Origin of the sequence: Erythrobacter sp. SCSIO 43205 (assembly GCF_019904235.1) — a bacterium.
In the GTDB taxonomy this organism is placed as follows: domain Bacteria; phylum Pseudomonadota; class Alphaproteobacteria; order Sphingomonadales; family Sphingomonadaceae; genus Erythrobacter.
This window is the reverse complement of sequence record NZ_CP063202.1, coordinates 364,307-377,421: the sequence shown is the minus strand read 5'-3', so window position 1 is coordinate 377,421 and position 13,115 is coordinate 364,307. Positions and strand designations below refer to the sequence as shown.

14 protein-coding genes are annotated in these 13,115 nt (G+C 58.6%); 4 read left to right on the top strand and 10 right to left on the bottom strand.

Translation table 11 applies throughout. From position 1 onward, the window contains the following. Positions 1-2: 2 nt before the first annotated feature. Both fabI and INR77_RS01910 read left to right on the top strand, forming a co-directional pair. Positions 3-809: an enoyl-ACP reductase FabI gene (gene fabI / locus INR77_RS01915; RefSeq protein WP_223072270.1), complete on the top strand. Its 807-nt coding sequence runs from the start codon at positions 3-5 to the stop codon at positions 807-809. After that, positions 809-1,822: an SDR family NAD(P)-dependent oxidoreductase gene (locus INR77_RS01910; protein WP_223072269.1), complete on the top strand. Its 1,014-nt coding sequence runs from the start codon at positions 809-811 to the stop codon at positions 1,820-1,822. Before fabI ends, INR77_RS01910 begins: the two co-directional genes overlap by 1 nt. On the opposite strand, the gene INR77_RS01905 is transcribed toward INR77_RS01910, so the two are convergent. The 9 genes from INR77_RS01905 to INR77_RS01865 form a co-directional block, all read right to left on the bottom strand. Continuing rightward, entirely contained in the window at positions 1,823-2,506 is a 684-nt protein-coding gene (locus INR77_RS01905; RefSeq protein ID WP_223072268.1) for a hypothetical protein, read from the bottom strand. It lies immediately after the preceding gene. A 75-nt stretch (positions 2,507-2,581) separates the two neighbouring features. Further along, positions 2,582-3,103 carry a demethoxyubiquinone hydroxylase family protein gene (locus INR77_RS01900; RefSeq protein ID WP_223072267.1) on the bottom strand — a complete coding sequence of 174 codons (522 nt, stop codon included), beginning with the start codon at positions 3,101-3,103 and terminating at the stop codon, positions 2,582-2,584. Between the two features lie 35 nt (positions 3,104-3,138). Then, positions 3,139-3,591 carry a disulfide bond formation protein B gene (locus tag INR77_RS01895; protein WP_223072266.1) on the bottom strand — a complete coding sequence of 151 codons (453 nt, stop codon included), beginning with the start codon at positions 3,589-3,591 and terminating at the stop codon, positions 3,139-3,141. A gap of 44 nt (positions 3,592-3,635) precedes the next feature. Next, positions 3,636-5,024: a S41 family peptidase gene (locus tag INR77_RS01890; protein WP_223072265.1), complete on the bottom strand. Its 1,389-nt coding sequence runs from the start codon at positions 5,022-5,024 to the stop codon at positions 3,636-3,638. 137 nt (positions 5,025-5,161) lie between these two features. Beyond that, positions 5,162-6,385, bottom strand: a complete 1,224-nt coding sequence (locus INR77_RS01885) for a murein hydrolase activator EnvC (protein ID WP_255573868.1) — start codon at positions 6,383-6,385, stop codon at positions 5,162-5,164. 5 nt (positions 6,386-6,390) lie between these two features. After that, on the bottom strand, positions 6,391-6,813 hold the full coding sequence (locus tag INR77_RS01880; RefSeq protein WP_223072264.1) for a 23S rRNA (pseudouridine(1915)-N(3))-methyltransferase RlmH: 423 nt from the start codon (positions 6,811-6,813) through the stop codon (positions 6,391-6,393). Positions 6,814-6,953: 140 nt separating this feature from the next. Further along, a complete protein-coding gene (gene rsfS, locus INR77_RS01875; protein ID WP_255574039.1) occupies positions 6,954-7,316 on the bottom strand; it encodes a ribosome silencing factor in 363 nt (120 codons plus the stop codon). Positions 7,317-7,477: 161 nt separating this feature from the next. After that, complete coding sequence (locus INR77_RS01870; RefSeq protein WP_223072262.1) at positions 7,478-8,134, bottom strand: nicotinate-nucleotide adenylyltransferase; 657 nt, start codon at positions 8,132-8,134, stop codon at positions 7,478-7,480. 3 nt (positions 8,135-8,137) lie between these two features. Continuing rightward, on the bottom strand, positions 8,138-9,424 hold the full coding sequence (locus INR77_RS01865) for a glutamate-5-semialdehyde dehydrogenase (RefSeq protein WP_223072261.1): 1,287 nt from the start codon (positions 9,422-9,424) through the stop codon (positions 8,138-8,140). A gap of 362 nt (positions 9,425-9,786) precedes the next feature. On the opposite strand from INR77_RS01865, the gene INR77_RS01860 reads away from it, so the two are divergent. Further along, positions 9,787-10,965, top strand: a complete 1,179-nt coding sequence (locus tag INR77_RS01860) for a peptidoglycan DD-metalloendopeptidase family protein (RefSeq protein WP_370632267.1) — start codon at positions 9,787-9,789, stop codon at positions 10,963-10,965. A gap of 16 nt (positions 10,966-10,981) precedes the next feature. Beyond that, positions 10,982-11,380 (top strand): polymer-forming cytoskeletal protein, encoded by a 399-nt coding sequence (locus INR77_RS01855; RefSeq protein WP_223072260.1) that lies wholly within the window; start codon positions 10,982-10,984, stop codon positions 11,378-11,380. Between the two features lie 37 nt (positions 11,381-11,417). On the opposite strand, the gene INR77_RS01850 is transcribed toward INR77_RS01855, so the two are convergent. After that, positions 11,418-13,079, bottom strand: a complete 1,662-nt coding sequence (locus INR77_RS01850; RefSeq protein ID WP_223072259.1) for a long-chain fatty acid--CoA ligase — start codon at positions 13,077-13,079, stop codon at positions 11,418-11,420. Positions 13,080-13,115: the final 36 nt, after the last annotated feature.

The window sequence follows — 13,115 nt, the reverse complement described above, 5'->3', positions numbered from 1 at the left end:
AAATGACCAAACTCATGGAAGGCAAACGCGGCCTTATTATGGGCCTTGCCAATGACAAGTCGCTCGCTTGGGGCATTGCCCAAATGCTGGCAGAGCAGGGCGCTGAGCTTGCGTTTTCCTATCAGGGGGATGCTTTGGCCAAGCGGGTGAAGCCTCTGGCTGAAAAGCTTGGCAGTGATTTTACCTTTGAGTGCGATGTGTCGGATATGGCCTCGCTTGATGCAGGGTTTGATGCGATCAAGGAGCGTTGGGGCAGCCTTGATTTTGTGGTCCACGCAATCGGCTTTTCCGACAAGAACGAGCTTCGCGGCAAATATGTCGACACCAGCCTTGATAACTTCCTCACAACAATGAACATCTCGGCCTATTCGCTGGTCGCGGTGACTAAGCGGGCGGCGGAATTGATGCCCGAAGAAGGTGGCTCGATCCTGACGCTGACCTATTATGGCGCTGAGAAATATATGCCGCATTATAATGTGATGGGCGTCGCAAAGGCGGCTCTGGAAACCAGCGTCAAATATCTCGCCAATGATCTGGGTCCGCGCAATATCCGGGTGAATGCGATCAGCGCAGGGCCGGTAAAGACGCTGGCTGCGTCCGGCATTGGCGATTTCCGCTATATCCTCAAATGGAATGAGGTGAATTCGCCTCTGCGCCGCACGACCACTTTGGAAGATGTTGGCGGCTCTGGGCTTTATCTCCTCTCCAACCTGTCGAGCGGGGTTACCGGCGAAATTCACCATGTCGATAGCGGCTATCACACCGTCGGTATGAAACAGGTGGACGCGCCCGACATTTCGGTCAGCTGATGAAAACGGTCCTCGTCACAGGCTCAGCCGGATTCATCGGCTACCACCTGTCCCAGCTGCTGCTCGATGAGGGGTTTCGGGTGGTCGGCTATGACGGGATGACCGATTATTACGAGGTCGCACTAAAAGAGCGGCGGCATCAAATGCTGCTTCAAAATGCGAACTTCTCCTGCCAGGTGGGAATGCTCGAAGATTTCGATACGCTCCATGCGCTCGCCATGGAGGAAAAGCCCGATGTGATCGTTCACCTCGCTGGGCAGGCGGGGGTGCGGTACAGCCTCGAGAACCCTCGCGCTTATGTTGATGCGAATCTTGTGGGCACATTCAACGTCATGGAATGTGCGCGCGAGCTGGCAGTGGATCACCTGCTGATGGCTTCGACGAGTTCGGCCTATGGCGCGAACACCGATATGCCGTTCCACGAACAGCAGAAAAGCGATCACCAACTCACCCTCTACGCCGCCACGAAAAAGGCGAATGAGGCGATGGGGCACTCCTATGCGCATTTGTGGAACCTGCCCACGACCATGTTCCGCTTCTTCACGGTCTATGGCCCGTGGGGGCGGCCCGACATGGCATTGTTCAAGTTTACGCGCGGGATTTTGAACGGTGAGCCGATCGACATTTACAATCACGGCGAGATGCACCGCGACTTCACCTATGTCACCGATCTGGTGCGCGCGATCCGCCTGTTGATTGATGCAGTGCCGCAGCGCCCCGAAAGCCCCGAAGACATTCCTGAATGGGACTCGCTCTCGCCCGCCGCGCCTTACCGCGTGGTCAATATCGGCAATAGCGAGACGGTGAAATTGACCGATTTTGTCGATGCGATTGAGGCAGAATGCGGGCGCGAGGCGGTGCGCAACCTTATGCCGATGCAAAAGGGCGATGTACCCGCAACATGGGCCGATGCGACGCTATTGAAAGAGCTCACCGGATACGCCCCGCAAACCAGCGTTCGCGACGGGATCAGAGCCTTCGTCGCGTGGTATCGCGACTATTACCGGGTGTAATTAGCGCAGGCCGCTGCCAGCTTCGGCAGGTGGAATCGCATCGAGATCAACCTGCTCTTCATCGCCATCGTCAAACTGCTCCGGGCCGCGCGGCTCTGCCGGGATTTGACGCTCTTCCATATTGAGGGGAGGTGGGGTGAGCGATGCGTCTCTCTCGCCGGGCAGCGGTGCGTCGCGTTCACGCTCCAACCGCTCCATATATTCGCGCTCGATCTGCTCGACGCGCTCCTGCTCTGCCGCTGCATCGCCGTCGATGGTCGACAAACGCTCTTGGCGCGCCTGCTCGATCAGTTGCGCAAAGCGAACGCCTTCAGCTGCGTCTTTTTCGGCGTAAGCGGCATCAATGAACTGCTGAGTGCATCCGGTAAAACCGCCCGCGCCCGCCGGGCTGCACGAAAAAGCACCGAATTCGCCGATATAGCGCACCTTCTCAAACTGCTGAGCTTGAGTCTGATTGCTTGCAGTCACGCTCTGACGCAGGGTTGACGGAATACGAAACCGCTCGGCTTCGACCACGATCTGGCACACCACAATCTCGTTTGACGCTGTCTGCTCAGGGCATTCATCCTCGCTATAGGCGATGACCATGTTGACCCGGTCGCCCGCCTGATCCTGCGCGGCAGCTGGAACAGCGGTGAGGGCTGCAAAGGGTGCGAGAAGGGCTAAACGGGTGAGCTTTGACATGGTGGTTCCTAATTCAGGAGCGAATATTGCGTGTGCAGTAAAGCGGAGCCGCTGAATGGCGACTGAAGCGGTGTATCACACTCGCTCGCTGACCTTAATCGCGATTTTGCAGCCCAGACGGATGGCGCCTGACAAAAGCGGATAAGCGGGCGCTTTTTCAGCGCCATGTTCCAATGCCGCATCGCGATGCTCGCGCTCCTCCTCGCGAAATTGCTCGATCATTTCGGCCAGCTCAGGCTCGTCATTCGTTTCAGCCAGGCGGTCCAATTGGTCGGAATAGTGTTTGTCGATTTCGGTTTCGACCGCTGCGGTGCAGGCCATAGCCGCCTCTGGCCCAAGCAGCGCCGTGCCCGCGCCAAGAGCGTAACCGGCCATCGACCAGAACGGTTGCAAAGCGGTCGGGCGAACGCCGCGCTTAGCCATAAGCGCATCGAATTTCTCGCGGTGGACCTTTTCCTGATCAGCCATGTGGCGGATTTCGGCAGAATGGGGCCCACGCTCACCCATGACGGCAAGCTGGCCTTCGTAAATGCGCGTTGCGCCAAATTCGCCGGCCTGATCGACGCGGATCATACGGTGGAGTTCACTACGGTCCATTCTCAAAGCCTTCCAAAGGAAACTGAATGCAGGTTCTACTTCTTATACGAAGCGAGCGCCACAACAGCCGCACCGCCCGCGCAAGAAATCAGGAAATTCCAACCCGCAAGCGAGATGCCGAACAAATCCCATGGCGCCACATCACAACGCACCAGCGGGGCGGCACTCACATCCATAACATCTATGTCCGCTGGCAGTTTGGAACAGCCAGTGATCCCTTCCCACCAGCCATATTCGACCCCTGCGTGAAAGCCGCCAATAAGCCCCGATGTGATGATCGCAAGGCCCGCAAGCGCCACCCAAACGCGGGCAGGCTGGATGGCGTAAGAGGCAAGCGCCAGGGGAATCGCGGCAAAATGCGGATAGCGCTGCCACCAGCACATCTCGCAAGGATAAAGGCCAAAAACATATTGCGAAATATACGCGCCCCCCAGCAATCCAGCCGGGATCAGAACTGCGAGCAGGCGCGCTTTTGAAAGACCATCCATGGCGTCGATCTAGGGAGCCTTATGCGGCTTGCCCACCCTTAAAGTCAGCCGCGCGAGTTGAGCGCTACCGAACTGGCCGTAGTGCGGCGCAGGGTTTCCAATGCATAATGCAATTGGAAATCCTCAATGCCTTGTTCCTCAAGTTCCTCCGAAGTCAGCTGGAAACGCGGATCGGCAATCGAATCCTCGACCATTTCCTCGTCTTTAAGGCCAATTTCATTGCGAAGGTGCCCGCGAAGATCGCTTTCACGCGTGCGGTATTTTTCACGCAGCGCAAAGTCAGGATCGGACAGTTGCGGCACGCGAATGTCTGGCGCAATCCCGCCTTCCTGCACCGATTTGCCCTTAGGCGTGTAATAGCGCGCCGTGGTGAGCTTCAGCGCCGAATCCGGTCCCAGCGGCAGAAGCGACTGGACCGAGCCTTTACCAAAGCTCCTCTGCCCCATGATAAGCGCACGGCCATGATCTTGCAGCGCGCCCGCCACAATCTCGGAAGCCGAAGCAGAGCCTGCATCAATCAGCACGATCATCGGTACATCGCGCGCGATTTCACCCATGAAAATCTGCGCCTGTGAACGGCTCATCCGTCGGCGCAGGTAATAGTCGAGGTCATCAGCCTGAAACTCAAAGGTTTCGCCCCATGAACGCCCACGCTGCGAGACGATTTCGCCTTTATCAAGAAACAGATCGGTAAGCGCCACTGCCTCATCCAGGCTGCCGCCGGGGTTGGAGCGAAGATCGAGCACAAGGCCAGCCATACGGCCCGTCGCCTCGGTCTGGAGCGCGCTCCACGCATCGTACACATCCTTGCCAACATCAGCGGAAAATTCGTTTACTGAGATATGGCCGATATTGCCTGGCATCAGCTCATGCGTAACCGGCTCCAGCTCGATCACACCGCGCGTCACATTCAGCTCAAGCGGCTCATCACGTCCCGGACGGAAAATGGTAAGGTTGATCGACGTGCCAGCAGGCCCGCGCATCCGTGCAACCGCATCGTCCAGCTCACCGCCCACGATCAGTTCGCCTTCAAGGTGAGTGATAAAGTCGCCCGCCTTGATGCCCATCTTGTCAGCCGGGCTGCCCTTGAAAGGCGAGATCACTTTAACCGCGCCCTCTTCCTGAATAACGGACAGGCCAAGGCCTGAATAATTGCCATCGATCAACTGGTTGAGCCGCTCCAGATCGCCGCCATCAAGATAGGCGCTGTGCGGGTCGAGCGCGCTCATCATCCCGTCAATCGCGCCGCGCACAAGCACTTCGTCATCGACTTCTTCGACATAATTCGCCTGAACCCGCTGCATGATTGCGAAAATCTTGGCGAGTTCGGGGCCCGCTCTCCCGTCGACCTGCGCCATGGTGGCGGTGGTGGCAGGGATGAGCGCGACAGCCGTAACGAGTGCAGCGCTGCGAAGGAGGGAGGCGAATTTCATATCGGCGATTGGCTCCTGTTATGTGCCTGTATGTGTATAGAATTAGGGAGGTGAACGCCAGATGATAGCCTAAGGGGCACTAGTACCGTCCCTTAGCGGGGCATCTAGGCGTTGGAGATGTAAACGCTGCTACAAGATTATCCAAGGTAATTGAGCGGGTTAACGGGCTCTCCATCGCGTCTCAACTCAAGCGCAATAGGCTCATCACCGCCGCTGGCAACACCCAAAGGTGCACCGCCGATGATCTCATCGCCCACTTCCACCTCGGTCCGCGCGAGGCCGGTGACCAGCGATGTCCAGCCGCCGGGGTGCTCGATTATGATGATTCGCCCAAAGCCCCGGTACGGTCCTGCAAATGCGACGCGGCCCGCGCTGGGCGCGACGACTTGTGCATTGGGAGCGGGCGCCAGACTGATGCCTTTAGAGCGAAGGCCACTGGCGCGCATTTCACCAAAGCCTGCAAGCGTGCGGCCTTGCACGGGAAGCTGAAAACCGGGAGGGCGCACAGCCTTGGTCGGAGCAGCGTCAGCTACGGGCGATGCGTCAACGATGCTTGCGGACAGGTCATCGGGCCGAGCGATGGGCCCTGGCAACGCCGCCAATTCCGCGCGCAATTTCGCTGCTTCGCCAAGTGTTTCGACCAGCCCATCAAGATCGCGCGCTTCTTCGGCCAGAGCAAGCGCCCGCTCGCTTTCGCGCACCGCATTGCTGCGCGCCTCGCGCGAGGCGAGGCGTTGCTCGGCTTCGAGCGCGGCGAGCTGCGTCCGGCGCGATTGCAATTCCTGTTCGGAAATGCGCAAATTCTCCAAGGCGCGTGCGGCTCGGCGTTCAAGCGCGCGGCCTTTTTCAAGTTCTCCGCGCAAAGCAGCCGTGCGCGTGCGGATTTCGGGGACCGCAGAGGCAAGGACGGCGCGCACATAAACGAGGTCTTTGAGCGAGCCCGGCTGAAGCGCAGATAAGGTCAAAGGGCGACGGGCGGTGGTCTGCAAAGCTCCGGTCAAACGCACCAAAGGTTCCCTTCGGTCGGCAAGGCGTTTATCCAGCTTCGCTCTATCATTTTGCGCCAAGGAATAGCGGGCGCGGGCTACGGCAATTCTGGCTTCAGCGGCCTGAATTTGCGCGGCCAGCGCGGCGGCTTCGCGCGCTGTTTTTTCAGCAGCCTCCTCAGCCGCTTGCGATGCAGCCGCAAATCGTTCAGCGCGCGCTTCGGCTCGTTGGCTTTCGCGGGTTGCTCTTGTGAGTTCGGCTTGAGCTTCTTCGGGTTCAAGCAATTGTACATCGCGCTGCGCCAGCCCTTGCGGCACCGCCACCATAATGGCGGTCGCTGCGGCTATGGCGGTCAAGGCGAGCGTTTTTTTCACGAGCGTTACCCTGCACGATGATAGGGATGGCCTGCAAGGATGCTTGTTGCCCGGTAGAGCTGCTCCATCAACATCGCGCGCGCCATTAAATGCGGCCAGGTGGCGGGACCAAAGGCGTAGAGGAGGTCCGCCTCTGCACGCTCCTCATCCGAGTGACCATCGGCGGCCCCCAGCACAAAACGGACCTCGCGCGTCCCTGTATCGCGCCAGTTTTCAAGCGTGGAGGCGAGTTTTTCAGAAGCAAGCGCCTTGCCGCGCTCATCCAGAAGAACGGTTTTGTGGGGGCTTTGGGGGAGCGGCACTTTTCCCCCAGTTTCCGGCAATTCGGTGAGCTTTACCGGCCATTTCAGCCGCTTTTCATAACGCGTAACAAGCTCCGCCTCAGGCGAGCGTGCGATCTTCCCGCGAGCTATGATATGGAGGAGCATACAAGAGACCTTACAGAACGGTCAGACAAACGGTCCCGAAGGGACCGCAAGGGCGACCGCCCGCCCGCAGCGGGTCCGCAGCGGAGCGGAGGACGTCTAGCGAGGACGCGCCCGCGGATGCGGGTGCGCCAACAAAAGCGTTACGCCCGGCCCTGTTGCGCTTCGCCGCCCTCGAAGGACCACATCCGCTCAAGGTTGTAAAAGCTGCGCACTTCGGGGCGGAACAGGTGCACGACAACGTCGCCGCAATCGATCAGCACCCAGTCAGCCTGAGGCAGGCCTTCGATCCGCACCGGACCAAAGCCGGCTTGCTTGACCTTTTCGCCGAGTTTTTGCGCCATCGCCGCCACTTGCCGGGTCGAGCGACCGCTTGCGACCACCATGTGATCGGCAACCGAGCTTTTGCCTTCAAGCGGGATGGAGACGATTTCCTGCGCCTGATCATCGTCCAATTGGGCCATGATCAGAGCATAGAGTTCGTCAACCGCGTGAGATTTAGTCATAGCGGATACCGCCTGAAGCTTGGGCGATGTGTCCCCCGAACGCGGGGCAGTATGTGCCTGTGTCATAGGCTACGGTAAGTCTCCTTTATAAGGGCCGAAATGTGGGGTGGCTTTGCGCGAATGGCAAGTGAGGAGCATTGCGAAGGAGCTATCAAGCGCCTTCATATACGCGCTTCCTCAATATGTCGGAAGGTTAGCCTGTCGCGGATAGCTGCGCTTGATGTATCACTGAAACGGTTTGCCCAATCGGCATTGCCTCGGCGTATTGCCGTCGCGCTGCGATGGTCCGGATCAAACGTGAGTAACACCAGTGCCGGCGCTCTCCCCAAGCGGTTTCGCCCCTGTTTTCGGAAAGCTGCCACAGGCACCGTATAGCGCCTGAGCCAGGCCATGGCGGGGCTCGTCATAGCCTCATTTGTATAACCCGGCCTTGCGATAACTGCAATCGGCATCATCCTCGCGATGGTGCGCCAATCTTTCCAACGGTGAAATTGCGCCAGATTGTCAGAGCCCATAAGCCACACAAATTGCCGCTTTTTATAGCGGTTTTGAAGCGCACGCAGCGTATCCACAGTGTAGCGCGTGCGCAGCTCGCTTTCGATTGTTGTGGGAATGATAGGCGCGCGTTTCGCCTGCTCATGTGCAGAGCGCAGTCTCGCCGTTAACGGCGCCATTCCGGCCTTGGGTTTCAACGGGTTGCCAGGGGATACCAGCCACCACGCTTCATCAAGGCTCAGCGCATCAATGGTAAAGCGCGTAATGCGCCGATGGCCGCCATGGGCGGGATTGAAACTGCCCCCAAGAAGTCCGGTGAGCATCGCTTAGGGTCTGGCCTGCCCAGCCCCGCGCACCAACCATTTGTAAGTGGTGAGCCCCTCTAATGCGACCGGCCCGCGTGCATGAAGGCGCCCAGTGGCGATCCCGATTTCTGCGCCAAGGCCAAATTCGCCGCCATCGGCAAATTGCGAGGAAGCATTGTGCATGACAATCGCGCTATCCACGCGGGTTAAAAATTGTTCCGCCACGGCCTTATCATCAGTGATGATTGCATCGGTGTGGCCTGAGGAATGGGTGGCGATATGCGCGGCCGCTTCATCCAATCCATCGACCATCGCAACCGCAGCAATGCTATCGAGAAATTCCGTGCCCCAATCGCTATCGCTGGCGGGAACGACGCGCGCATCGAGAGCTTGAATACGCTCACACCCGCGCACTTCGCAGCCTGCATCTATCAATGCCCCGACAAGTGATGCAGCGTCGCTAAACTCACTGTCGATAAGAAGCGTTTCCATCGCCCCGCAAATTCCGGTGCGGCGCATCTTTGCATTGACGACGATGGTCTGCGCCATTTGAGGGTCGGCAGCGCTATGTACGTAAGTGTGGCAAATGCCGTCCAGATGCGCGAGCACTGGGACGCGCGCATCGTTTTGGACCCGCTCGACAAGGCTGCGCCCACCGCGCGGGATGATCATGTCAATGAGCCCGCTTGCCGTCAGCATAGCGCCCACAGCTGCGCGGTCTTGGGTCGGCACCAATTGCGCTGAAGCTTCGGGCACACCGCCCTCGATCAGCCCTGCGACAAGCGCTTTATGAATGGCGCGATTGGAATGCACCGCCTCGCTGCCACCGCGAAGGAGCACTGCGTTTCCGGAGCGAACGCACAGAGCCGCTGTATCAGCGGTCACATTGGGGCGACTTTCGTAAATCACCCCGATCAGTCCAATCGGCACGCGAACGCGCGATAAATTGAGGCCGTTGGGCGGCTGCGTTTCGTCGATGATCTCACCCACGGGATCGGGCAAATTGGCAACCGCTTCGAGGCCGGCAGCAATCCCTTCGAGCCGCGCATCATCAAGGGTGAGCCGGTCCAACATCGCGCCCGAAAGGCCGCTTGCCTTGCCAGCTTCCACGTCCTTTGCATTGGCGGCGAGAATGTCGCTGCCTGCTGATCGGATGTGCCTGGCTGCGAGCTTAAGGGCATCAGCGCGCCTTTCGCCTGGCATTTGGGCCAGCGTGCTTTGCGCAAGCCGGCCTGCTTTGGCGAGCTCGTCAATCACAGCCTGAGGAGATTCCACTTCGGGATGGGATAGGGTCGAGATTTTATTCATAACGCCGCCATTAGCAGCCGCGCGCCCAACTGTCAGCGACCTTGGAAAAAAGGGCGTATCAAGCGCACCCCAAGCACCAGAAAAACCGGCACCAAACCGGCTTTTTGCCACGATTTTTTGAGCGAATCGCTATGCGAATCGGTACGCCAAACTGTGCCCCTATGGGACAACCACTAGGGGCCTGCCCGCAGTATCGATTACCGTGTCATAACCAGCGTTCTAAGGGGATTGCTGTAGGATGAACGCTTCACCGCGCTAAGCCTTCGATTCAACTTTTCAGTAGGGTTGAGGATTCGCTTATTTGCACATCCGGCGCTAGCGTTTTCGTGGGTCAAAAAAACAAAATCGGACGGGTCAGGCTTTTGTCAAACAACACTCCAAAGCGCACGTTCGCAGAAAGGCTCGAGGGCTGGTTCCCCGACCGCGAGTTTTTCATGCGCTCACAAGGACAGGTGCGTTTCATCAAAGTCTCATCGGGACTGCAAAAAGGTGCAGCAACGGCTGCTATCGTTCTCGCGCTGGGATGGGCGGGTTCGATGGGAGTGATGGCGTGGAACAAATATTCCGCCGAAGCGACGCTTGCATCTTTCCAACACGAGAAGGCGCAAGTGGCAAGCGCGCAGCAACGGCTTGAGGCTTATGGTGGTGACATCGAAAACGTCGTCGCCGACCTCGAAGCGCGTCAGGAAGCGCTTGAAGCGATGTCGCAAATGTTGCCCGACGACATCAAAGCCGTCGATTCCAACGTCACAGACAGCTCGGATGAAACGGCAAAGACGGTTGAACAGGTCGGCGCCTTCTTCCCGCAGGCTCGCGGCCTCGCCGAAATCGAAGCGCGTCAGCTTGCATATGTCGAGAACATGACCCGCTTTGCCGATTGGCGTGCGAAGAAAGCCGAAGAGGCGCTGCGCAAGCTCAATCTTGATCCGCGCGCGATGGAAAAAGCGGCGCGCGCCGAAGCGCAAGTGGCTATGGGTGGTCCGCTTCAAGTGCTTTCGTCTGCTGCTGATGGCTCGCTTGATCCGCGCTTTGAACGCCTTGGTTTGAGCCTTGCGCGGATGTCGGCGCTCGAACTTGCGCTTGAAGGTGTGCCGCGCGTTGTGCCTGCCGCTGTTACGCGTGTGACATCGGGTTTTGGCTATCGCCGCGACCCGTTCAACCGCAGCGGCGCGATGCACAATGGCATCGATTTCAAAGGCCCTTACAATTCCGACATCTACGCAGCAGCTGGCGGTCAGGTGACTTTCGCTGGTTGGAAAGGCGGATATGGCCGCACCGTGGAAATCACCCATCCCAATGGCATAATGACCCGCTACGCACACCTTGCCCGGATCAGTGTGAACGTGGGTGAAGCGGTTGATGCCGGGGCAACGCTGGGTGGCCTTGGCAGCTCGGGTCGCTCGACCGGCCCGCACCTGCATTTCGAAGTTCGTATCAACGGGCGTGCGGTCAACCCGCGCCCCTTCCTGGAGACAGCCCCCGATGTTCTCAAAGAAGCCCGCGGGTCAAGCGCCCTCGCTGCCGCCCACCCCCGACACTAAATCCAAAGGACGCGGTATGGCAGGTTCCAACTCCACCTTCTCGGTCATCGGTTCGGATGTGACGATCAAAGGCGACATTTCCGCCTCAGCCGATCTTCACGTCGACGGCACGATCGAAGGCGACATCAAATGCGCGTCGCTGGTGCAGGGTGAAAGCTCTGTCATCAAAGGCGCGGTGGTCGCAGAGAGCGCGCGCATGGCAGGCAAGGTCAATGGTTCGATCACTGCCAAAGAACTCGTGGTCTTAAAGAGTGCGCGGGTCGACGGCGATGTGCATTACGATGCGCTCACCATCGAACAAGGCGCACAGGTTGATGGCCGCTTTGCCCCCAATGCGAGCAAGCCTGTAGCCAAGCCAGCAGCAGTGCCGGCAGAGCCCGTCAAAAAAGGCGCCGAGCCGCTGATCGCGAGCTAAGGCGCGCCTTTCGCGCGTCAAATATATGGCTGTTCGCTCAGAGCACTTCTGCGCGAAGGGCTTTGCGGTCTAGCTTGCCAATGATCGTCTTGGGCAATTCATCGCGGATCACCACCTGATCGACGCGTTCATGCTTGCCGATATGGTCGTTTAGCCACTCTTTGATCGCCTCACCGCTTGCATCGGAGCCCTTTTCGAGCACCACGAAAGCGCGTGGCACTTCGCCTTTGTAATCATCAGGCACACCGATCACGAGCACTTCCTTGACGGCCTCATGCTTGCGAATGGCATCTTCGACGACGCTTGGGAAAACCTTGAACCCGGCAACCGCAATCATGTCCTTGATGCGGTCAACGATGGAAAGAAAGCCATCTTCATCCATCACCGCTACATCGCCAGTGCGAAGATAGCGCTTACCGTCACGCTCAACAAAGACATCGGCATCGGTTTCCGGGCGGTTCCAATAGCCGCGCATCATTTGCGGCCCGTGAAAGGCAAGCTCTCCCGGCTCACCCTCTTTGGCAAGCTTGGTGGGGTCTTCCTTATCCAGAAATATGATCTCGGTGCGCGCAACGGGCTGGCCAATGGTGCCCTTTTTGCGCGTGCCTTCATACGGGTTGGCAGAGACAACGCCGGAGCTTTCGGTCAGGCCATAGCCTTCGACCAAGCGCACGCCGGTTACCTCCTCGAACCGCTCATGCACCTGAGCGGGCATAGGCGCGCCGCCGGAGATGCACACTTTGAGGCTGGAAAGATCGGTCTTGGTGAGATTGGGATGGTCAAGCAAAGCCTGAAACATGGTGGGCACGCCGGGAAAGCCGGTGCAGCCGAGCGTCTCGATCGTCTCAAGCACCTGCCCCGCCTCAAAGCGCGGCACCATGGCAATCGAAGCGCCTGCCACCATTGCATGGTTCAAAAGCGAGGTGTTGGCGAAAACATGGAAGAATGGGAGCGCTCCCATCAAGATCTCGTCGCGCGGATTGTCCCACGGATTGATCGCAGCAACTTGCTGTGCGTTTTGCGACAACTGGCTGTGGCCCAGCATTGCGCCCTTGGGCCGTCCGGTCGTCCCGCCTGTATATTGCAAGAGTGCGAGTGTATCGGGCGTGATCTCAGGCAGATTGACGGCCGCATCGCTGAGCACGTCGGACCATCGAAGAGTGTTCTCGCCCCATTTCACCGCGGCAATCTGACTGCGCTTGAAAATGTTGAAGGCGATGCTTTTGCCAAGCGGGAGCATGGAGCCAAGTGATCCTACAACCAACGTCTCAAGCTCAGAGGCTGCAAGCACCTCAGCCGCAGTGTCATAGAGCTCCGGCACATCTGCCGTCACCAGAACGCGCGTGCCACTGTCGGCGACCTGCCAGCTGAGTTCCTCGACCGAATAGAGCGGCGAGAAATTCACCACCACCGCGCCTGCCATCATCGCGCCGTAATAGGCGCTTGCGTAAATCGGGACATTGGGAAGGAAGAGCCCCACGCGCTCGCCCGGTTTGACGCCCATTTCAATCAAGCCGCAAGCAAACTTCAACGCCTCGGAATGGATCGCACGATAGGAAAATGTGCGCCCCATGAAATGCAGGAAAGGTGCCTGTGGGTTATAGGTCACCGTGCGTTCGAGCATGGCGGGAAGCGTCAGCGGTTCCAACTCCGCATCCCAGGGGGTGGGGTGGTGATATTTGGCGCTATTAACATTCATGTAAGCAGCCTTAGAGATCGCGCCCGCAAGCGCAAG